The organism is Acinetobacter sp. B51(2017) (assembly GCF_003711395.1).
Lineage (GTDB): Bacteria > Pseudomonadota > Gammaproteobacteria > Pseudomonadales > Moraxellaceae > Acinetobacter.
In genome coordinates this window covers 1-21,379 of record NZ_PJRJ01000009.1, presented here as the reverse complement: position 1 = coordinate 21,379, position 21,379 = coordinate 1, and the positions used below count along the sequence as shown (strand labels likewise).

Here is a 21,379-nt window from a genome sequence, read left to right as displayed (position 1 = left end):
CGCACGCTTGTAGTACGGCTTAACCTGAATAGAAATCGCTTTAGCGATTGGGGCGCGAGATATCGTCCTCTCTTTGGACCGAACGCGCATACACAATGATTAGAAGAGAAATGTTCAGGTAACGAACAGAAATTAAGTGCGTTGGCGGATTATAGCAGAGTTAATTTAAATGTCATGTTATTTGATTAAAAATTAGCTAAAAATTCCCATTAATTACACAAATCACTGTTTTTTTATAATTTTTTAATTGTTATTTTTTTGTAAAAAATATAGCCCTCATCTGAGAGCTATATTTTAAATGTCTTGTGCTCGATCAAAGCATTCTATTATTTTGCAGCGTCGCCCCAAGCTGGTACTACAGCTTGCATTAACGGTTTAAGCATTTTCATAGAACAAGCAAGGACTTGGCCATTTTCCATGGATTCTGAGCCACCACGTGCATCCACTACAGTACCGCCAGCTTCTTTTACAATCAGCTCACCTGCTGCGATATCCCAAGGTTTTAAGCCAAGTTCGAAGTAACCATCGAAACGACCTGCTGCTACATAAGCTAAATCAAGTGCAGCTGACCCTGTACGGCGGAATTGTGCGCCAGCTTCTGATACATTTAATAATGCATCAAAATGGTTTTTCGCATAAGAAACTACTTCACCGTTACGTACTTTACGGAAAGCGTGACCTACAGATAAGAATGTGTTGCTTAAATTGTCTTTCACGTTTACGCGAATACGACGTTGGTTCAACATTGCACCGCGACCACGGCTTGCAGAGAATAACTCATCTTTCACAGGATCATAGATTACACCGTGTTGAGTTACACCTTTGTGTTGAACAGCAATAGAAATACAGAAATGTGGAACGCCGTTGATGAAGTTTAATGTGCCATCAAGCGGATCGATCACCCAACACCATTCAGCGTCGTGACCTTTACCTTCTTGATAACCAAATTCTTCACCCAGGAAGCTGTGGTTTTTATAGCTTTTACGTAGCGTATCAATCGCCAATTGTTCCAAATAACGGTCTACACGCGTTACAGGACCATCGATGCCTTTTTCTTCGACTTGTAGATCGAGCTTATGACGATTTTGATGCGCTTTTAAAAGCTCTTGACCAACTAATTGAGCCGCACGCGCAGCCATCACCACCATAGGTTCCATTGAACACCCTACTACAATATATTGAAGACGATAAAGAATAATGCATAAAAGCCCCGACATTTTAGCAAAGATCGGGGCTTTTGGGCAAAAAAATTAATTTTTACGATGAAACTGGCTGTTTAAGCTTTAACCAAGCCGCTTGAATGGACTTAGCAATTCCTGCGCTATCTAAGCCGGCTGCAGCCAACATTTGTGAATGGGTAGCTTGTGGCATAAAGCTATCATCTAAACCTAAGTGAATGATTGGTTTCACAATTTGAGCTTTGGCAAAGTATTCGCTAACACTACTGCCCGCTCCTGCCATCACGGCATGTTCTTCAACAGTGACAAACAAACGACTGTCTTGATTTAAGCGATCTAGCATTTTTGTATCTAATGGTTTCACAAAACGCATGTTCACTACACGTACAGCAACAGCGAGTTCTGCTGCCAATTGTTCTGCTGCTGCAATAGCAGGCACCACTCGGCTACCAAATGCAAGGATGCTAATTTGCTCATCTGAATCTGAATTAAACTCAGCGACAATTTCTGCCTGACCCATTGGAATGGCTGTCATCTGTGTGTCTATATGTACGCCTACACCATTACCACGCGGATAACGCACTGCGGCAGGACCTGGATACATATAAGCGGTGTGCAACATCTGACGACATTCGTTTTCGTCTTTAGGTGCCATAATCACCATATTCGGAATGGTACGCATGTAAGCATAATCATAAGCACCAGCATGGGTTGGGCCATCTTCACCGACCAAGCCTGCACGGTCAATCGCAAAAGTGACATCTAAGTTTTGCAAAGCAACGTCATGCACCAATTGGTCATAACCGCGTTGTAAGAAGGTTGAGTAAATGGCAACCACAGGTTTTAAGCCTTCACATGCCATACCCGCAGCTAAAGTCACCGCATGTTGTTCTGCAATGGCAACATCAAAGAAACGCTCAGGATATTGCTTAGCAAATTTCACCATGCCTGAGCCTTCACACATCGCAGGCGTAATCGCAAGTAAACGTGTATCTTGTTCGGCTTGATCAATGAGCCATTGCCCAAACACATCTGAATATTTTGGTGCAACAGCTTTTGCTGCGACGGCATTAATTTTAGTAATGGCGTGGTATTTGATTTGCTCTGCTTCAGCAGGGGCAAAACCTTTACCTTTTTTGGTGTAAATATGAATTAAACGTGGCCCTTGGCGTTTTTTTAGTGCCTGAAATACCTGTGCCAATTGCTGTACGTTATGCCCATCAAATGGACCAAAATAATCAAAACCAATCGCTTTAAATAAGTTATCAGCAGCATCGGTTGCTGCACAGTGCAGGCGTGAGTTATATGACCATTCTGGATGCGGCTGGACATAGGCCTGACCATCATCGCTAATGTTAATCGATTCACCACGCGCCCAAATGGCCGCTAAATGTTTGGCAAAACCGCCCGTACTACATGAAATCGACATATCATTGTCATTCAGCACCACCATTAAATTGGCATTGTGCGCAACAGCATCGTTCATGGCTTCAAAAGCCATGCCTGCGGTCATGGCACCATCACCAATAATTGCGACCACATCACGCTGGATGTTTTGATAACGACTCGCCAAAGCCATGCCTAAGCCAGCTGAAATAGCCGTAGATGAATGCCCCACCCCAAAGGTGTCAAATTCAGATTCTTCCCGCGCTGGGAATGCCGCTAAACCATCTTTGGCACGAATAGTAACCAGCTGCTCACGGCGACCAGTTAAGGCTTTATGCGGATAAGCTTGATGACCTACATCCCAAATTAGACGGTCATGTGGAGTGTTAAAGCTATAATGTAGTGCTACTGCAAGCTCAATCACCCCTAAGTTGGCGCCAAAATGCCCACCACTTTGTCCTGCGGCATACAAAATGTATTGACGCAACTCATCCGCCACTTGTTCGAGTTGGCTGCGGTCGAGCATACGCAGTTGCTCTGGATGATCAATCGTATCCAGCAACGGAGTTACAGGGCGATGAGTTGGAATTTCTGTATACAACATATGTGGCAAAGCCTTCTAAAGCCTGGCAAATTTTATAGCTAGGTCAAATGGGTTACTCGAACATATCGTCGAATGATAGCACCTTAAATCAGCCACATTTTTAGCGATGTCCTGTTAAAACAAATTTCTCGCGGGCATGGGTGGGTAGATTATCCTGAATAATCTCACTATTTATCAACTATTATCGTGTGCTTTATACAAAAAAGAAAATCTTCTGCATAAATTCAGCGTCGCAATTCTACTAATGTCCAAGCATTCAGCTATACTTTAGCCAATTTTTTTGTTTAAACGGGTTTCGCAGTGCCAATTCAATTTGTCGCAACGTCTCGATTACCGACCGCTTTTGGTGAATTTAAGCTGAGTGTTTTTCAAGATCCCGAAACGGGAGAAGAGCATGTGGCATTGTCTAAAGGTTTAGATCTGCCACCTGAAGGGCCAGTCTTGGTTCGCGTACATTCAGAATGTTTGACCGGTGATGCCTTTGCTTCTCTCAAATGTGATTGTGGTCCACAATTACAAGCCACGCAACGTTTGATTAACGATGCGGGTCAAGGTGTGATTTTATATTTGCGCCAAGAAGGCCGTGGTATTGGTTTAACCAATAAAATTCGTGCTTATGCTTTGCAAGACCAAGGTCATGACACAGTAGATGCCAATTTAATGCTGAACTTACCTGCCGATGCACGTACTTATGAAATGTGTAGCATCATGTTGGATCATCTTCAGGTTAAGCAAGTGAAATTAATTACCAACAATCCTTTAAAAATTGAAGCATTAACTTCGCAAGGCATTGATGTGGTGGGTCGTGTCGCGTTAACTGTGGGTTTAAATCCATTTAACGAACAATATTTAAAAACTAAACACGATCGTATGTCACATATGTATAAAAAAGACGATTTCTAAACAAAACCAAACGATTGCCAAAAGTGGGGTTTTTAAAGTTAAAAATCCCTTACTTTTATTAAGGTTTTATGTTTTGATGGTGAAGTCCCCTATTTTTTGATTGAGGCGTCCTTTATGCAGCATCCAACTTCGGCTGATATTCAACGCGTTCGCGAATTTCTCCTCGACTTACAAGCACGAATTTGTGCCGCTTTAGAGCAACAAGAACAACAAGGTGGCGGCAGCGCAACATTTGCCATTGATGATTGGCAACGTCCTGAAGGCGGTGGCGGTCGCTCGCGCGTTTTAGAAAATGGCACCGTGATTGAAAAAGGCGGTGTGATGTTCTCCCACATCAACATCTCTAAATTACCGGCTTCGGCAACTGAGCGCCATCCACAAATTGCTGGTGCTAAGGCGCAAGCGATGGGTGTGTCATTGGTGATTCATCCTAAAAACCCGAATGTGCCGACTTCACATGCCAACGTGCGTTTATTTGTGGCAGAACCGGAAGGACAAGATCCGATTTGGTGGTTTGGTGGCGGTTTTGACTTAACGCCTTTTTATCCAAATGACGAAGACGTGCTCTCTTGGCATCAAACTGCGCATGATTTATGTGCCCCATTTGGTGCAGAGATTTATTCAAAGTACAAGCAATGGTGTGATGATTATTTCTATTTAAAACATCGTGATGAACAGCGTGGCGTAGGCGGTTTATTCTTTGATGATCTAAATCAATGGGATTTCGAAACTTGCTTTAACTATATGCAAGCGGTAGGCAATGGTTATTTAGACGCGATTTTACCGATCTTCAAACGTAACCAAGATAAACCATACAGCCAAGAACAACGTGATTTCCAACTCTATCGCCGTGGCCGTTACGTCGAATACAACTTGGTTTATGACCGTGGCACTTTATTTGGCTTACAAACCGGTGGTCGGATTGAATCTATTTTAGTGAGTTTACCGCCGCTGGCAGGTTGGTCGTATCGTCCTGAATGGGCTGAAGGTTCCGCTGAAAAGCGTCTCACAGACTATTACTTAAAGCCACATGATTGGCTGCATGAGCTACAAAAATAAACCCAAAAGGCTATGTTTACATAGCCTTTTTTATACATATTTGATTACAACCTGCCACAGACTTAAACACTAAAAACCTTTAAGCTTGTGCTTCTTAATTTTTACAATAAGGGCAGCCTTATGCTTGCGTCCTTTTCCAACCATAAAGCCTTATGGTCGGTGCTTCTTGTTGCCATTTTGGCGATCTCTTTTACGATTACTTTAAATTATGAAAACTCTCTTTCCGATGGAATTTCTATCAGTGTCAGTGCTTTAGCCAGCCTGTCTTTATTGGTGCTAGCCAGCGTGTGGCTGTTTGATGTGGTGAACGATATTTGTAACCCTTAACGCTTTTACCGTATAGTTGCAGCAATTTTGTGCACACGGAATTGCTATCATGAGCAAACAATTCGCTGTCATTGGCAACCCTATCGAACAATCTCGCTCACCTGAACTGCATCATAAGTTCGCTGAAAAAACTGGTATTTGTCTTGAATACCAAAAACGTTTGGCCCCTCTAGATGGTTTTATGCCAAGCATGCAAAGTTTCTTTGCGGGCGGCGGTGTTGGCATGAACGTGACTGTGCCGTTTAAAGAGCAAGCTTTTGCTGCCTGTGAACATTTAAGTGAACGCGCCAAAATTGCTAAAGCGGTGAATACCCTATGGATGCAAAATGGCGTATTGCATGGTGATAACACCGATGGACAAGGTTTAGTTGCAGCAATTCAAGCCTTGGATTGGGATTTAAACAACAGTTCGATTTTAATTTTAGGTGCAGGCGGTGCTACCCGTGGCGTGATTTATCCATTGGTACACGCGGGTGTGAAAAAAATCGTGATTGCGAACCGTACTCTACTCCGCGCTGAACAATTGGTAGCAGATTTAAAAGATTATGTTGCTGAAGCTAAAATCACAGCCATGAGCCTAAAAGAATTAGCGGGTGATTTTGACTTCATTATTAATGCCACTTCGGCCAGTTTAAGCGGTGACGCTTTAGTTTTACCTGAAACATTACAGTTTAAATATGCCTATGAAATGGCGTATGGCAAAGCATCGAGCTTTTTAGAACAAGCTCAAGCGCGCGGTGTACCTCATAGCGATGGCTTTGGTATGTTGGTAGGTCAAGCGATTGAGTCTTTTTATATTTGGAATGGGGTACGCCCTGACTTAAAAGACTTTTTATAACTAAAACAGGCTGATCTCCTCATCATAAAAAAGAGCCAAATTTGGCTCTTTTTTTCAATCTACACCTAACATTGAAGCGTTTTATTGATTATTTTGCCCCATTTATCCCGCTCTTTTTAAATAATATCCTGACCGCACACATATCTTCACAATATTTTGCTACCTTTTTTTATGATTAAATTTAATATCTTAAGTACAGAGTAACAATACTCAGTGCGCGAATAGTCAATTATAAACTTTAAATACACTTAGACGCTTGTAGAGCAGATTGGCTTTTCTTACATTTAAGTCAGGCAGCTTTATCAATGTATTTAACGCGCAACTATGAATAATGAAATGCTCAACAACAATTTTTACAACGAGGGATTACAACTATGCCAACATATAAAGCTCCCCTACGCGATATTCGTTTTTTAATGAATGAAGTGTTTGACTATCCCAAACATTATCAAGCACTAAGCAATGGCACAGCGGCTGATCCTGAAACTGTAGATATGATTTTAGAAGGCGCTGCTGAGTTTTGCGAAAATATTTTATCGCCGTTATATCAAAGCGGTGACGAAGAAGGCTGTCATTTTCATGAGGGTGAAGTGACTACACCCAAAGGCTATAAAGAAGCTTATGATCAACTGGTACAAGGCGGCTGGCAAGGGTTGTCTTATCCTGAACAATATGGCGGTCAAAACCTACCGCAGTCATTAAATTTAATTAAATCGGAAATGATGGGTACGGCTAACTGGCCATTTCAAATGTATCCAGGGTTAAGCATTGGCTGTATGAACACCATTATGCAATATGGTACGGAACAGCAAAAAGACACTTATATGCCCAAGTTAGTGACTGGTGAATGGTCAGGCACAATGTGTTTAACTGAACCACAATGCGGTACCGATTTAGGTCAAGTCAAAACCAAAGCTGAACCATGTGAAGATGGCAGTTATCGCATTAGCGGCACCAAAATCTTTATTTCTGCCGGTGAACATGACCTAACTGAAAATATTGTGCATATTGTTTTGGCACGCTTACCCAATGCACCGCAAGGCACTAAAGGCATCTCTTTATTTATTGTGCCTAAGTTTTTAGCCAATGACGATGCTTCTATTGGTGAGCGTAACGCAGTCACCTGTGGCTCCATCGAACATAAAATGGGCATTCGTGCCTCTGCTACTGCGGTATTAAATTTCGACAATGCCACAGGTTATTTAATTGGTGAACCCAATAAAGGCTTACATGCCATGTTTACCTTTATGAACACGGCACGAATTGGTACAGCAATTCAAGGTATTGCGCATGCCGAACTGTCTTTCCAAGGCGCACTACCCTATGCCAAAGAACGTCTGTCTATGCGTGCGCTGTCGGGTAAAAAAGAACCCGATAAAGTTGCCGACCCAATTATTTACCATGCCGATGTGCGTCGTATGCTACTGACCCAAAAAGCAGTGGCTGAGGGTGGACGCGCCATGATTTATTATGCCGCGCAAATCTCCGACAAAATGCAAGATGCGCTACAACGTGGCGATCAAGCTACATTTAAAGAATATGATGATCAACTCGGTTTTTATACCCCAATTTTAAAAGGTTTCTTAACCGAGCTCGGCTATGAATCTGCCAATTTAGGCATGCAAGTCTTTGGTGGACATGGCTATATTAAAGAATGGGGCATGGAGCAGATTGTGCGCGATGCTCGGATTGCAACTTTGTATGAAGGCACGACAGGCGTTCAAGCCTTAGATTTAATTGGTCGTAAAGTGATTTTAAGTTCACGCGGTAAAGTGATTCGTGAATATACCGCAGAAATTTTAAAATTCTGTAGTAATCAGGCACGTAATAAATATATGCGCCGTTTTGCTTGGGATCTCACCAAACTCTGTGCGCAGTGGAACACCCTCACTTTACGTATTATGTTAATGGCGCGTAAAGATCGAGATGTGGTGTCATCAAGTTCGATGGATTTCTTAATGTTCTCAGGCTATGTGATGATGGCCTATTTCTGGGCGCAACAAGCTGCGATTGCTTCGGAAAAAATTGGTCTGAATCAAGGCCCTGAAAGCATTGAGTTTTATAAAGCCAAACTCAAAGTGGCTGATTTTTACTTTGAGCGTCTATTGCCACGCACCCAAGGCCATGCCGAATCTATGCTTAATCCATCGCGCAGCATGACCGCGCTCAAAGCTGAACACTTTAGTTTTGATTATTAAGTATAGATCCTATTTAAAAAGCCCAACATTTTGTTGGGCTTTTAGGTAAAAACGGCAACTTAGAGAAACTCTTCTAATACCGAATTTAAAAAGATATGGCCTTTTTCGGTACAAGACAGCACATTCAGATCGTCAACCATTAATTGACGCTCACGTAAAGAATCTAATACTGGCTGTAAAGTATTAAGTGGCAAACCTGTACGTTGTTGATAAAGCTGTGCTGCAACACCCTGATTTAAACGCAAGGCATTCATCATAAACTCAAACGGCATTTCATCTGCTTCAATGCGTTTATATTGCAGATGTTCAGCAGGCACTTTGGCTAAATAGTCTTTAGGCAAACGGGTTTTTTGGAAACGATAGACACCATCCGTTTGGGTCACTTTGCCATGTGCCCCTGCACCAATCGCTAAATAGTCGCCAAATTGCCAATAGTTGAGGTTATGTGCAGATGGCAATTCTTTGCGCCAAGCAGACACCTCATAATTAATAAAACCATTGGCCTTTAAATATTCTTCACCTTTTGCCTGAATTTCTTCTAAAACATCATCTACAGGTAAAACAGGTTGAGTACGGAAAAATACAGTATTGGGTTCAATAGTGAGTTGATACCATGAAATATGAGTTGCCCCATTTTCCACAGCCAGTTTTAAATCCAGCAATGCTTGCTCTAAATTCTGTTCAGGTAGACCATGCATCAGATCGACATTCACACGGTTAAAACCTGCTTCTTTGGCGTGTCGAATCGCTAAAATCGCATCATCATCACTATGAATACGACCTAATTTTTGCAGTTGTGCAACGTTAAAGCTTTGCACACCCAAAGATAAGCGGTTAATCCCTGCGGCTAAATAATCTTTAAAAGGATCATGTTCCACAGTACCTGGATTGGCTTCAAGGGTAATTTCACAGTCTTCTTCAAAAGCCACTAAACTCTTAAGCTGGGCAAACAGCCATGTATAACCTTGTGCCGAAATTAATGACGGTGTCCCACCACCAATAAATACACTATGAATTTTGCGCCCTTGAGCAAAATGCAATTGGGTTTTAAAGTCTGCGACTAAAGCATGCAAATATTGCTGTTCTAAATCTAAAGACAGTTTACCCTCGGGTACGGCGTGCGAATTAAAATCGCAGTATGGGCATTTGCGTACACACCACGGCATATGAATATATAAAGATAAAGGCACAGCAAGTGGATTTAATTTGGCCAAGGCACAAGCTCAAAACAACAAAGAGAATGCTGCGTATTTTAACATGACTCTAGCAAGACACTGACGAAAAGCCCGCCAGTTTTTAGTTACAGTAAAAAAAGCCAATAAAAAGAATGGAACATCTACATGAATTTATCTGCCCAACTGTTGCTGCTTATCCCTTTTGTCTTGGCCATTGGTGCAGCGATGACGCTACAAACCGCCATAAATACACAAGTGAGTCAAATTTTAGCATCATCCTTACAAGCGGCATTTTTATCGTTTAGCATTGGCACTGTACTTTTGGCGTTATTAGTGCTGTGGGCTCGGCAACCCTTGCCTCAATTAGCACAATTGTTCAACCTACCGTGGTATAGCTACTGTGCAGGCATGTTAGGGGTTTATGCAATTAGTATTAGCATCTATACTGCCCCAAAATTAGGCTTTCTGACTTTCTCAGGTTTGGTCATTTTTGGGCAACTGCTAACGTCTATGCTGTTTGATCATTTTGGCTGGTTAGGTGCCGAAAAAAATCCAATCCATTGGCAACGTTTATTGGGTGGCGTGGTCATATTTGTCGGTGTGCTGCTCACCCTACAACGCTAGATGATGAATATGGCTGTGTCACAAGTGACCTCTACAAGCTTTGAAATTAAGAAGCTCATGCATTTAATGCTGCCAATTTTAATTACGCAGTTTTCTCAAGCCGGCTTTGGCTTAATTGATACCATTATGGCGGGGCATTTATCTGCCGTTGATCTTGCTGCAATTGCTGTAGGGGTAGGTCTTTGGATTCCGATTATGCTGCTATTTAGCGGTATTATGATTGCCACCACGCCACTGGTTGCCGAAGCCAATGGTGCCAAAACCCCTGAAAAAATTGCCACTATTGTGCGTCAATCATTATGGGTAGCTTTAATTTTAGGGATTATTGCTGGCTTAATATTACAAGTCATGCCATTTTTACTGCCCGTGCTTGGTGTGCCTGCCAACTTGCTACCTAAAGCCAGTTTATTTTTACATGCCATTGGGTTTGGGATGCCTGCGGTGACCATGTATGCCGCTTTACGTGGTTATTCTGAAGCACTCGGTTTCCCACGCCCAGTCACCGCCATTAGCCTGATCGCTTTAGTGTTATTAGTGCCTCTCAATTTTATCTTTATGTATGGCTTTGGGCCTATTCCAGCGCTGGGTAGTGCTGGCTGTGGTTTTGCTACCGCGATTTTACAATGGCTGATGTTTTTTGCTTTATTGGGCTATATTCATAAAGCCAGCATTTATAAGGCGACCTCTATTTTTCATTTTGAAAAAATGGATCACTACTGGATTAAACGCATTTTAAAACTTGGGCTGCCAATTGGTTTAGCGATTTTCTTTGAAGTCAGTATTTTTAGTACCGCAGCCATTATTTTAAGTCCTTTAGGTGAAACCATTGTCGCCGCGCATCAGATTGCCATTTCTGTCACTTCGCAATTATTTATGATTCCCATGTCACTGGCGCTGGCATTGACCATTCGGGTCGGAACCTATTATGGTGAGAAAAACTTTGTCGCCATGCGTAAAGTACAAAAACTAGGGTTACTCACTGCCACCGTTTTAGCTTTAATGACCATGTTATTGATGTGGCTATTACGCGCTGAAATAGTCTCTATCTACACCACTGATTTAGCGGTAGCTGAAGTCGCCATGTATTTAATCTGGTTTGCAATTGCCTATCAAATTATGGATGCATGGCAAATTAGTGCCGCAGGTTGCTTACGTGGCATGCAAGACACTAAAGGCCCGATGTGGATCACCATGGTGGCCTACTGGATTGTGGCCTTCCCTGTCGGAATTTATTTATCACGTTTTACCAATATGGGTGCACCTGGAGTGTGGATCGGTTTAATTGTTGGTTTAACCGTGGCCTGTATTTTATTGCTGATGCGTTTATATATGAACAATAAACGCTTAAGTGCAAGTATTTAAATGACTAGCGAAGCTTAAGGCTTCGCTTTTTTTTGAGCATTTATTGCATCTTGTAAGCCTTGTGGTATTGCAGCTTGATCCGCGACTTGTTTAATTATCGCCTGCCCGACAATCACATCAGTGCCATTAAAGGTCATGGTAGGTGAACCATAAAGCTGATAGCCATCATTTAAAGCTTGGGTCACGCGTGCACAAAAATCCACATCATCTTTACCCGTTAAATAGCGATACACTTGCATGCTGTTCTCTATGTTTAAAATCTGCTTGAGTCTACCTCCTTATACAATCCTTTAACAATTTAAAGTAGGCATCAGGCGAATTGTCGCCTATGATCAAGCTCAATAGTGCAGATTTTTTCCTGAGGATTTACGCATGGCAAAACCGGCAAGTACGCCTGGTCGTCGTTTTCTGAAACTTGCAGGTATGACCGCAAGTATCGCAACAAAAACGGTCTCTCATTCGCTACGTAATTTAACCGCAGATGAAGAACAAAAAAATGCCGCACGCAGTAAAATGTTCCAAGATATTGGCGTACAGATTGCTGAAACCTTAGGGGATATGAAAGGGGCTGTCATGAAAGTGGGGCAAATTGCCTCACAATATAAAGACATTTTCCCACCCGAAGTATCTAAAGCGATTGCCAAATTGCAGCGCCAAGCGCCGCCAATGCCGTTTAAGCAAATCAAATTACAAGTCGAAAAAGAACTGGGTAAATCTTTAGATCAACTATTTCAACATTTTGACGAAACCCCTTTTGCTGCAGCCTCGATTGGTCAAGTCCATAAAGCCATCTTAAAAAATGGCGAACAAGTGGTAGTCAAAGTGCAGTATCCAGGGGTAGAAGAAGCCTGTGAAAGCGATTTAAAGCAAGTACGTTTGGCCTTACGTTTAATGGGTGTATTAAAAATTGAACGCAAACTGCAAGATCGTTTATTTAAAGAAATTCAAGATAGCTTAGACAACGAACTCAATTACGAGATTGAAGCCCAAAATCTGCAAGTGGCACGCACGTTTCATCAGCAACTTGACCCTAAAATCATCATTCCTCAAGTCTATACAGAATATTCGTCACGCCATGTTTTAACCTTAAGCCTCGAACAAGGTGACAGTATTGAAACTGCCAGTACTTGGTCACAAGCAACGCGCAATGAACTTGGTCGACGTTTATTACGTGCCATTGGCCAAGAAATTTTCTATTTAAAGCGTTTCCACTGTGACCCACATCCGGGCAACTTTGCCTTTCGTGAAGATGGCAGCGTGTTAATTTACGATTATGGCGGTGTTAAAACTTTATCAACAGAAGTGGTCGAAAACTTTAAAGCCTTAGTACATGCCGCACGCGCGCAAGACTTTGCCACCATGGAAGATTATTTAGTGCGCTTAAATTCTTTGGCAGAAACTGGCAAATTCCCCACCGATTTATATACAGCTTGGGTAGAAATTTTTACCCGTCCTTTAACCACGCATTATGATTTTGCAGCCAATAGCTCGCATCACGATGCTATGGAATTGGTGAAACCTTCACTTAAATATTGGGATTTATTTAAACCGTCTCCAGACACTTTAATGGTGAATCGTACCATCTCAGGACAATACTGGAATTTGATTAATCTTAAAGTGCATGACAACCTCAATGATGTGTTTGATGAATTAGTACCCCCGCGTGCTTAAATCATAAAACCCAAAGTTTTAAACGACTTTGGGTTTACTTTTTATACTTTTATGTTATGTTATAACATATCTAAAAGATTAGGAATACAATGATGCGTCCTGATATCCATCCTGAATATCATGAAGTTTTATTTCATGACACCAATGCCGATGTGTATTTTGTCATTGGTAGCACACTGCAAAGCACCATCACACGCGAATATGAAGGCAAGACTTATCCTTATATTAGCCTTGATATTTCGAGTGCTTCACATCCTTTTTATACTGGTGAACAACGTCAAACCAGCAATGAAGGACGTGTGGCAAGCTTTAATAAACGTTTTGCACGTTTTGGCCGCAAAAAAGCCGATTAAGACAAGTTTTTTTGCTGTGGCTGGCATGGTCTAATTTTCGGATTAGACCATTTTTTTAATCTGTCCTGAGCTAGCGCTGTACGACATAACTCATGAGTGCCAAGAGCAAAACGCCAAAAACCAGACTAGACAAAGCATAACTCATTGCAAGTAACCACTGGCCTTGTTTACAAAGTTGCAAGGTTTCTAAACCAAAGCTGGAAAACGTGGTAAAACCGCCTAAAATTCCTACCATAAAAAATAAACGCGCTTCTTGTTGCAGACTTGGATATTTTTGACTTAAACCAAAAAAAATACCTGCCAACGCACAACCGCCTATATTGATCCACCATGTTGCCCATGGAAATACACTGTCGGGTTTAGCTAAATACAGTCCCAGTGCATAACGCAAGCTAGCGCCAATTGCTCCACCACTTGCCACCAATAGCCATGTCATCATCGTCTGCTATAAAAACTAAAAAACACAGTTTAACCTTGTCTTAAAAGCAAAGCATAAGCCTGCTATATTCAGTACACATTTTTTTTAGGATACAACACTTATGACACAGGATTTACTGCAACGTTTAAGCCAAAATCAGGCTCAATTTAGCGATGTTTTGGCTTATATCGAACAACACTACACCCATACCCCAACTGCATTTCAAAATGGTAACCAAAGCAATGCTGCGGATCAAAATCAAGGCAGTGCTAAAGTATTTGCCTTTGCGCAGTTGCAACAATTAGACCAAGCACAAACTTTAAGTTTATTTGCTGAACATTATGCTGCGGTGCTGGCGCATCCTGAGGGTACAGATCATCAAAATATTCGCCAGTTTATGCAAAACGGTTGGGATGGCATTCAGTTTTCTGCTCCAGCTTTAACAGCCAAATAACGCCCAAAAAAATCCTCCCTATAGGGAGGATGTTTAGATTTAAGCTTTTATTCAACCGTCACTTGACATGACCATTGGGCTGCAGACTGCCCTTCCCAACCACGGCTATGATGTAGGGCAATAGTGTCTTCCCCTTGTGCTTTAGCGGTAAAGATAAAGGTTTTATCTGTACCACCACCGACAACAATCGGATCTGTAGGCAAAAGTGCAATATATGCACTTGTCACAGCAAACTTATCTGCACCGACAACGTTCCAACTATAACCCGTTGAAGAATTGTCATAGACTTTGACTGTAATCGTTTCACCCACTTTTAAGCGTAGATTGTCACTACACGGCGTATCTACATTATAACTATAAGTACCTTGTGGTAGTTGTGCTGGTTTTGGTGTGCTGACACAGCCCGTCATCAATGCTGTAGTCAGTACAGCAAAAGCGATCTTATACATATTTCCCCAAAAGTTTATGCATGGACTTTTTCAATCCAGTGAATTGAATTTACACGAAAAACTTCACATGCACCATCACCAATATCGGTTGCAGTTAAAGAAGATCGCCAGACTAAATCTTGATCTTTAATTTCGACCAATTCGCCTTGCAAGCGTACCAGATCGCCACGTTTTACTTGTTTAATTTGTTGAGCAATTTCTGGCGTAGCAGGCACAATATGCATATTGGATACCATTTGCATGGCTTGTTCTACTGGCACAGGTAATTGTGGCATCTGCCAATTTAAATAACGGTCATATTGATTAACCCGTATGGTACGGGCAATTTCAGGTTCGGCAAATAAGCCCCAACTTACCGCATAATCAATCGGAGAAAATTTTGCTTGAGCATCATCGCGATAAATCTTAGTCCCTAAAATCCGAAAATCACCCTGAAAAGGCTGTAAAACTGCAACCGACTGGGTCGCCAACACAGGCGGCAAACCTTTGGCAATATTGTATTCAGGCGCAGCATGCGTCATCGCAATGCCTAACATACTGGCCGCAGCCAAGGTCGTCGCAACGAACGCCATTTTCATACCATTTATCCTTGCTTTAATCCTAAACTTTAGCTTAAGTGTTTAAGCTTAAACTACAATTAAAAATCGGTAACACGGCACTGATATTTGCTGATTTTTTGTAGCTTTTTACTATATTTCTACACTAAAAATACAGATATAAATCGGCCTTAAATTGCTATTTTTTCTGTATTGCTATGCAGGTTTTTATAGTTTGCAAGGCTTAATTGCATAAGCGTAATACTTTTGTCCTGTGTCATATACTAGACATAAAAGGGTGCTATGCTAGAGCTGAGCAGAATAAAACCTTTAGGATCATGAAAACTATTTTAATTGCAAATCAAAAGGGAGGCTGTGGTAAAACAATAACAGCCATTAGTTTGGCAACGGCTCTGGCACAAAAAGGCTATAAGGTCGCGCTTGCTGATGCTGATCCACAAAAATCGTCTTTACATTGGCTTAAACAGCGCCCTGCAGAGGCAGCTTTTATTGAAAGTTTAGATTGGCGTTCTGATAAAAGTTTTGGCAAAAGCCCTAAAGGCATTGAGTATTTAATTATTGATGCACCTGGTGCTTTGTCGGGTGAAAGTGCAGAACAATTAATCGCCGAAGCCGATGCTATTATCACCCCATTGCAGCCATCTTTTTTTGATATCGACAGCACACGACGCTTTTTAAAACATATTCAAGATATTAAACGGATTCGTAAAGGCAAAGTACACATCCATTTATTGGCTAATCGCGTCAAAGCCAACAGTGCGAGTAATAAAGACATGCAGGCCTTTTTTGATAAAGTTGGGCAAAGCCCGTTGGCTTGGATTTCTGAGCGTAGTGCCTATGCACAATTGGCGCAGCAAGGACTCAATGTCTTTGATAAACCTCAAAAGATTTATTTGGCGATGCAGAATCAGTGGCAACCTGTCCTCAATGCGATTATTGATGACCCAAGCAATTGGTTTTAAATTAAAACCATTTAGACACATGCTTTAACTTGCTGCATGGGATTTTTACGTTAAGATGGTCAACGACCCATTATTCAATCAGTGACATCAGTGCATCAGTACGCGCCAACAATACAAAAAGTCTTGCTCTTTGGACTGTTTTTCTTCTTGTTGTTTTTGAGCTTTAGTGTGCTCAAATACTTTATTGTTCCGGTGTTATGGGCAGCAATCATCGCCTATATGACATGGCCATTGTATTGTCGTATTAAGGCTGCTTGTGCTGAACGTGCTACCTTAAGTGCCACCATCATGATCCTGCTCGTAGTATTGGTGGTCGGGATACCTGTGATTTTTGCGATCTTTATGATTCAGCATGAAGGTCGTAGTTTATATTACGAATTACAAAAACAAGTTTTTTCTGGGCATCTATCTGTGCCTGATGTGATTGCAAAATTACCGTTTATTGGCAAAGAAATCACACGAACATTACATGAAATTAATCAAGATCCTAACAGTATTATCCAGTCAGCCTCGCTTTGGATTCAAGGGCATCTAAATTACGGTAAAATCGTCTTAAATGAAGTCACACGTAATATCGTTAAGCTATGTTTTGCAATTTTGACCTTATTTTTCTTTTACCGTGATGGGCAAACCATTTTAACCCAAGTCAGCCGCGCCTTAGAAATGGTGATTGGACCACGCGTACATCATTATTTAGATACGATTTCTGAAACCACGCGTGCCGTGGTGTATGGTGTAGGCTTAACTGCCGTTGCACAGGCATTATTGGCTGGCATCAGCTATTTTGTCGCGGGCGTCCCTAATCCAATGCTACTGACCATTGTGACCTTTATTTTTGCCCTGATTCCATTTGGCCCACCTGTGGCCTATGGTGCGGTGTCTTTATGGTTGTTTTCACAAGGTCACACCATTGAAGCGATTGGCGTCATGGCATGGGGCGTGTGTGTGGTAAGTACTGCCGACAATGTGATTCGTCCATTGGTGATTTCAGGTGCAACCCAGATTCCATTTATTTTAATTATGTTTGGTGTACTGGGGGGGTTGGCCAGTTTTGGTATGGTTGGCTTATTTATTGGCCCAGTGATCTTGGCCGTATTATTGGCAATTTGGCGCGAATGGTTGCATGAAAGTAAGGACGTTGATGCAGGTTTAATGCCCAAAGCCACCCTTGCACATGATGTGGATGATGCACAAATCAAGTAAAACTTATACAGATTGTCACGGCTTAACATTGAGTTAAGGGTTTGAGTTTGTTTAAATGATTCTTGTTTATAATTACAAGTCTGGGAAAAACACAATGTTATCATTCTTTAAAATTGCAGCACTGAGCGCCCTCACAGCAGCCGTGACGATAGGCTGTGCCACCACCAATGACCAAGGTCAGATTGTCCCTACTGCACAAAAAACAGTGGAAATAAATGCTGTGTCAGCCCAAGGCGTGGGGCAAAAAATCGGTACTGTCACTTTCCAAGACAGCGTTGCAGGTTTAATCATTAGCACCAATTTAACTGGCTTACCTGCGGGTGAACGAGGTTTCCATATTCATGAAAATGGCTCATGTGCGCCTGCTGAAAAAGATGGCAAAATGGGCGCAGCATTGGCTGCGGGTAGCCATTTAAATAGTAATGGCGCTGCCAATCATGGCACACCGTTGTCAGGACATTTAGGCGATTTACCCGCACTGAAAGTCGCAGCTGATGGTACAGCCAATGTGCGCTTAATTGCACCACGTTTAAAAATGGCAGATATTAGTGGTCGTTCGATTATGGTACATGCAGGCGGTGACAACTATGCCGATGTTCCAAAACCTTTAGGCGGTGGTGGTGAACGTATTGCCTGTGGTGTCATCCACTAAATCTAGAAAGCAGCTTCGGCTGCTTTTTTTTTGTAGTTTTAGCCAACGCTATAACACTGTAGCACTGGACTGCCAAAAACATCACAACTGCTTTACAATTTAATCAAAACTAAATTTAAACAATGCTTAAAAATTTCATATAGTATTGTTTTTGCTATTTTTTAAGATGAATATTCAAGCCTTACGTGTGGTTGGTTTTATTGAAGGTTTATCCTTTTTATTACTGCTGTTTATTGCTATGCCGCTTAAATATATGTGGGGAAATCCTATTTTAGTTAAATATGTGGGCATGGGACATGGCATTTTAGTGATCGCTTTTTTAGCAGTTTTATTCATTGTCTGTGAACGTGAAAAATGGTCACTCAATATGTTTGTGGCAGGTTTAATTGCTGCGATTTTACCGTTTGGCACTTTTGTGTATGACCGTAAACTTAAAAAGCTGCAAGGTTAAAAAAATCCCGCAACCTGCGGGATTTTAGTTTTAATCTGCTGTATTTTTGCCTTGCATGATCTGCATAATTTTTTCTTCTAAGGCTTGATAAGACAAGACATGCATTGGCATGCGTAAAGTTGCTGTATCTGCTTGCCAATCGAGTACGCGACCAAAGGCATCTTTACGTTTGACTTTTTCCCCCACCCCTAAAGACAGCGAAAATAAATTCATAAAGCTGCGTGCGCCCACACCAACAAAAGGTTCAAAAATCAGTTTGTTATGAATTTCACTTTCTTGCTGTTCCCAGCGCTGAGTAATCGATTCATGGTGCAAATGCAGTGCCAAGCTTTTTGGATACGGCTCGACAAACACCACTTTTTCAATCCCTGCTGCCAAAATATGTTTAGCGCAGTTATGACATGGGAATGTGGTCACAAATAAAGTCGCACCTACTGTAGAAATATTGCTACGGCTACAACTGAGTAAAGCATCCATTTCGGCATGTACCACGCGACCATATTCCAAAATATTTTTAATTTTACTTTGGCGTAGGATATTTTCGATTTCGGTTTTGACTGATGCGCGGCGCTCATCTGGCATTTCGCGTTCAATTACGCCTTCAATTTTACCCAATAAATCTTGAATAATGCCCTGCTTTTCTTGGGTATTGACATCATAGCCGCGCATATAGTCACGACCATTCGGCACATCTTCGACCGCACCCGTTTCTTCATTAAAATAAGGCCAATACGTTCCGCCCCTAAATTTAGGTACATCATTGGAGCCAATGGCTAAAATGGTTTCGTCTCTTGCCACCACTGCCCCCACTTGGCGCGATAAATCTGCCGAACGCAAACTGGCGCTAAATGACATATATGCCGCAAATTCATTAAAGGTGGGTGTGATATACGGGTTTTTAAAAATCAGTTTTAAAAAGCGTAAGCAAGACTCACGTAATTGATTTTGATTATGTTCAAACTTTAAAAAGTAGTCGGCCAGATGGAACGCTTCACTGGTATGTTGACCATAAGAGTTCGACTCGCCTTCATCACGTTCAATTAAGATTTTGGCTTTGTCTTCACTCATGCCGTATCTGGTGACTAAGGCATGGGTACGTGTACTTTTGGACTCATATAATGACAACTGAAAAAAGCCATTGCCATAAATTTGGCGCAGTGCTTGAATTTCTGACTCGTGTTTTAACGAATCTACAATATATGCCACACGGCGCTGCTGAATATCTTGCTCAGGATTTTGCTGTTGCCACATTTGGCGACGCTGATAAATTTTTTTAACAATTTGCAGTGCTAAAAAGTCGGTTTGGTAATCACGGCGTAGTTGATTGCCTTTATCCATATAGTGTTGAATGCGGTCAAAGGCACTGCCATTTTGGGTATACGGATAAAATTCGGCAAGAATGTCTTTAGACACGCGAATAATTTCAACTTGGTAGTTAAATTGCTGTTCGAGCAGGTTTTGCACAATGTCGCTGAGTTGTCCAAGGCGACTACCCACCGCGCCCACAAGACCAATGACAAGCTCATGGTTGGTTATTTTGATATCTTCGAGCATAGTGCACCAGTAGAGAAAACAGCAGATTCTCTATTCTCTATACTGATGTGTTTTTTTTCAAGTTTTTAGCCATTTTAGGCAAATAATGTTTTTATTCTTTTTTGCCCAATAAAGTTTGTTGTACTTTAATGGCTTCTACAGTGACTTTATTCATTTCCGCAAGCAGTTTGATTTGTTCAGTAGATGATGCTGAATTATCTGCTTTTGAGTTAGATGTACCATAAAGCTCTTGTCCAAAGAAACGATCAGCTAGACTTTTACGTAACTCTAAACGCTCTTCGTCTTTGAATTCACGCGCGTATAAAGGAAAAGCTGCAAGTTCCGTTCCAAGCATTTTGGCTTTATAAGCCACTTGGCGATGCTTTGAAGATTCTTTAGTTAAATACCATGCAGGTGTGGTTAAGCTAAATAGCATTAAGGTTTTAAATAGGCTATCCCAACCGAGTTTGATTTCAATAAACGATGGATTACGCAGATGATTCCAATTTTGGATGGAAACAATTAAAAAACCGATTAGAAGAAATGAACCTACAGCAGCAAAAATCCATAAAGCCCATTTACGGTATTTATTGGCTATATGAATTTCTTCGTCATAAATCTCTTCGTAATATTTTTGGATGCGTTGATTACTATCTTCATCAATAATTTGACTATAAGCAGCATTTTTACTCTTTATCTCATCAAAAATATTATTAATTTCATTAGACCTCTTGCGAAAGTAAAAATCACCTCCATATAAATTTCATGAGATATCAGAAATTAAACCGTTTTTCAGATTCTGAATTCAAACGCTTGGTTGGCGTACCTCGACAAGTTTTTACTGAAATGGTAGAGGTTCTAGAAAAAGCAGAATCACTCAAGAAGAAATCAGGTCGACCTCATACTTTAGATATAGAGGATCAATTGTTATTAACTCTCAATTACTTACGCAACTATAGTACTCAACTGGAATTAGCGGCAAATTACCATATCGCTGAAAGTAATGTGAATCGAACCATTAA

The 21,379-nt window shown here is 41.4% G+C and carries 24 protein-coding genes; 15 read left to right on the top strand and 9 right to left on the bottom strand.

Annotated features, from left to right (window positions below; all coding sequences use genetic code 11):
• Positions 1-326 precede the first annotated feature (326 nt).
• Positions 327-1,157: an inositol monophosphatase family protein gene (locus CYK47_RS05950; protein ID WP_122899856.1), complete on the bottom strand. Its 831-nt coding sequence runs from the start codon at positions 1,155-1,157 to the stop codon at positions 327-329.
• Between the two features lie 100 nt (positions 1,158-1,257).
• Positions 1,258-3,168, bottom strand: coding sequence for a 1-deoxy-D-xylulose-5-phosphate synthase (gene dxs, locus CYK47_RS05945; protein ID WP_122899854.1), 1,911 nt, complete (start codon positions 3,166-3,168; stop codon positions 1,258-1,260).
• 300 nt (positions 3,169-3,468) lie between these two features.
• Between dxs and ribA the strand changes: the two genes are divergently transcribed.
• The 5 genes from ribA (at position 3,469) to CYK47_RS05920 (ending at position 8,493) form a co-directional block, all read left to right on the top strand.
• Positions 3,469-4,071, top strand: a complete 603-nt coding sequence (gene ribA / locus CYK47_RS05940) for a GTP cyclohydrolase II (RefSeq protein WP_122899852.1) — start codon at positions 3,469-3,471, stop codon at positions 4,069-4,071.
• A gap of 114 nt (positions 4,072-4,185) precedes the next feature.
• On the top strand, positions 4,186-5,130 hold the full coding sequence (gene hemF, locus CYK47_RS05935) for an oxygen-dependent coproporphyrinogen oxidase (protein ID WP_122899850.1): 945 nt from the start codon (positions 4,186-4,188) through the stop codon (positions 5,128-5,130).
• 120 nt (positions 5,131-5,250) lie between these two features.
• Positions 5,251-5,457, top strand: a complete 207-nt coding sequence (locus tag CYK47_RS05930; RefSeq protein ID WP_122899848.1) for a hypothetical protein — start codon at positions 5,251-5,253, stop codon at positions 5,455-5,457.
• Between the two features lie 49 nt (positions 5,458-5,506).
• Positions 5,507-6,295 carry a shikimate dehydrogenase gene (gene aroE, locus CYK47_RS05925; protein WP_122899845.1) on the top strand — a complete coding sequence of 263 codons (789 nt, stop codon included), beginning with the start codon at positions 5,507-5,509 and terminating at the stop codon, positions 6,293-6,295.
• A gap of 374 nt (positions 6,296-6,669) precedes the next feature.
• A complete protein-coding gene (locus CYK47_RS05920) occupies positions 6,670-8,493 on the top strand; it encodes an acyl-CoA dehydrogenase C-terminal domain-containing protein (protein ID WP_122899843.1) in 1,824 nt (607 codons plus the stop codon).
• Between the two features lie 59 nt (positions 8,494-8,552).
• Here CYK47_RS05920 and hemW read toward each other — a convergent pair whose 3' ends face one another.
• Complete coding sequence (gene hemW, locus CYK47_RS05915; protein ID WP_122899841.1) at positions 8,553-9,707, bottom strand: radical SAM family heme chaperone HemW; 1,155 nt, start codon at positions 9,705-9,707, stop codon at positions 8,553-8,555.
• A gap of 126 nt (positions 9,708-9,833) precedes the next feature.
• On the opposite strand from hemW, the gene CYK47_RS05910 reads away from it, so the two are divergent.
• Together CYK47_RS05910 and CYK47_RS05905 are read left to right on the top strand one after the other, a co-directional pair.
• Positions 9,834-10,292, top strand: coding sequence for a DMT family transporter (locus CYK47_RS05910; RefSeq protein ID WP_122899839.1), 459 nt, complete (start codon positions 9,834-9,836; stop codon positions 10,290-10,292).
• 9 nt (positions 10,293-10,301) lie between these two features.
• On the top strand, positions 10,302-11,654 hold the full coding sequence (locus CYK47_RS05905; protein ID WP_502697050.1) for an MATE family efflux transporter: 1,353 nt from the start codon (positions 10,302-10,304) through the stop codon (positions 11,652-11,654).
• Positions 11,655-11,668: 14 nt separating this feature from the next.
• On the opposite strand, the gene CYK47_RS05900 is transcribed toward CYK47_RS05905, so the two are convergent.
• Positions 11,669-11,893, bottom strand: coding sequence for a DUF1737 domain-containing protein (locus CYK47_RS05900; protein WP_122899835.1), 225 nt, complete (start codon positions 11,891-11,893; stop codon positions 11,669-11,671).
• Positions 11,894-12,026: 133 nt separating this feature from the next.
• Here CYK47_RS05900 and CYK47_RS05895 point away from each other — a divergent pair, with 133 nt between their 5' ends.
• Positions 12,027-13,325, top strand: a complete 1,299-nt coding sequence (locus CYK47_RS05895; protein WP_122899833.1) for an ABC1 kinase family protein — start codon at positions 12,027-12,029, stop codon at positions 13,323-13,325.
• Positions 13,326-13,417: 92 nt separating this feature from the next.
• On the top strand, positions 13,418-13,678 hold the full coding sequence (locus tag CYK47_RS05890; RefSeq protein ID WP_122899832.1) for a type B 50S ribosomal protein L31: 261 nt from the start codon (positions 13,418-13,420) through the stop codon (positions 13,676-13,678).
• Between the two features lie 70 nt (positions 13,679-13,748).
• On the opposite strand, the gene crcB is transcribed toward CYK47_RS05890, so the two are convergent.
• Positions 13,749-14,114 (bottom strand): fluoride efflux transporter CrcB, encoded by a 366-nt coding sequence (gene crcB, locus CYK47_RS05885; protein WP_122899830.1) that lies wholly within the window; start codon positions 14,112-14,114, stop codon positions 13,749-13,751.
• A 103-nt stretch (positions 14,115-14,217) separates the two neighbouring features.
• On the opposite strand from crcB, the gene CYK47_RS05880 reads away from it, so the two are divergent.
• Entirely contained in the window at positions 14,218-14,550 is a 333-nt protein-coding gene (locus tag CYK47_RS05880) for a HopJ type III effector protein (protein ID WP_122899829.1), read from the top strand.
• A 47-nt stretch (positions 14,551-14,597) separates the two neighbouring features.
• Here the strand turns inward: CYK47_RS05880 and CYK47_RS05875 are convergent, their stop codons facing one another.
• On the bottom strand, positions 14,598-14,999 hold the full coding sequence (locus CYK47_RS05875; protein WP_122899828.1) for a protease inhibitor I42 family protein: 402 nt from the start codon (positions 14,997-14,999) through the stop codon (positions 14,598-14,600).
• A gap of 14 nt (positions 15,000-15,013) precedes the next feature.
• Positions 15,014-15,535: a hypothetical protein gene (locus tag CYK47_RS05870; RefSeq protein ID WP_228722474.1), complete on the bottom strand. Its 522-nt coding sequence runs from the start codon at positions 15,533-15,535 to the stop codon at positions 15,014-15,016.
• A 338-nt stretch (positions 15,536-15,873) separates the two neighbouring features.
• On the opposite strand from CYK47_RS05870, the gene CYK47_RS05865 reads away from it, so the two are divergent.
• From CYK47_RS05865 to CYK47_RS05850, 4 genes are all read left to right on the top strand, one after another.
• Positions 15,874-16,518 carry a ParA family protein gene (locus tag CYK47_RS05865; protein ID WP_122899826.1) on the top strand — a complete coding sequence of 215 codons (645 nt, stop codon included), beginning with the start codon at positions 15,874-15,876 and terminating at the stop codon, positions 16,516-16,518.
• Positions 16,519-16,608: 90 nt separating this feature from the next.
• Complete coding sequence (locus CYK47_RS05860; RefSeq protein ID WP_502697049.1) at positions 16,609-17,721, top strand: AI-2E family transporter; 1,113 nt, start codon at positions 16,609-16,611, stop codon at positions 17,719-17,721.
• Between the two features lie 94 nt (positions 17,722-17,815).
• Positions 17,816-18,373 carry a superoxide dismutase family protein gene (gene sodC, locus CYK47_RS05855; protein ID WP_122899824.1) on the top strand — a complete coding sequence of 186 codons (558 nt, stop codon included), beginning with the start codon at positions 17,816-17,818 and terminating at the stop codon, positions 18,371-18,373.
• A gap of 166 nt (positions 18,374-18,539) precedes the next feature.
• On the top strand, positions 18,540-18,824 hold the full coding sequence (locus CYK47_RS05850) for a DUF3817 domain-containing protein (protein ID WP_122899823.1): 285 nt from the start codon (positions 18,540-18,542) through the stop codon (positions 18,822-18,824).
• A gap of 30 nt (positions 18,825-18,854) precedes the next feature.
• Here the strand turns inward: CYK47_RS05850 and CYK47_RS05845 are convergent, their stop codons facing one another.
• Positions 18,855-20,378, bottom strand: a complete 1,524-nt coding sequence (locus tag CYK47_RS05845; RefSeq protein WP_122899821.1) for an anti-phage dCTP deaminase — start codon at positions 20,376-20,378, stop codon at positions 18,855-18,857.
• Positions 20,379-20,469: 91 nt separating this feature from the next.
• Entirely contained in the window at positions 20,470-20,793 is a 324-nt protein-coding gene (locus tag CYK47_RS05840; protein ID WP_122899819.1) for a hypothetical protein, read from the bottom strand.
• Positions 20,794-21,122: 329 nt separating this feature from the next.
• On the opposite strand from CYK47_RS05840, the gene CYK47_RS05830 reads away from it, so the two are divergent.
• Positions 21,123-21,379 (top strand): transposase family protein (locus CYK47_RS05830; RefSeq protein WP_164709154.1); only part of this gene is annotated, 257 nt, incomplete at its 3' end.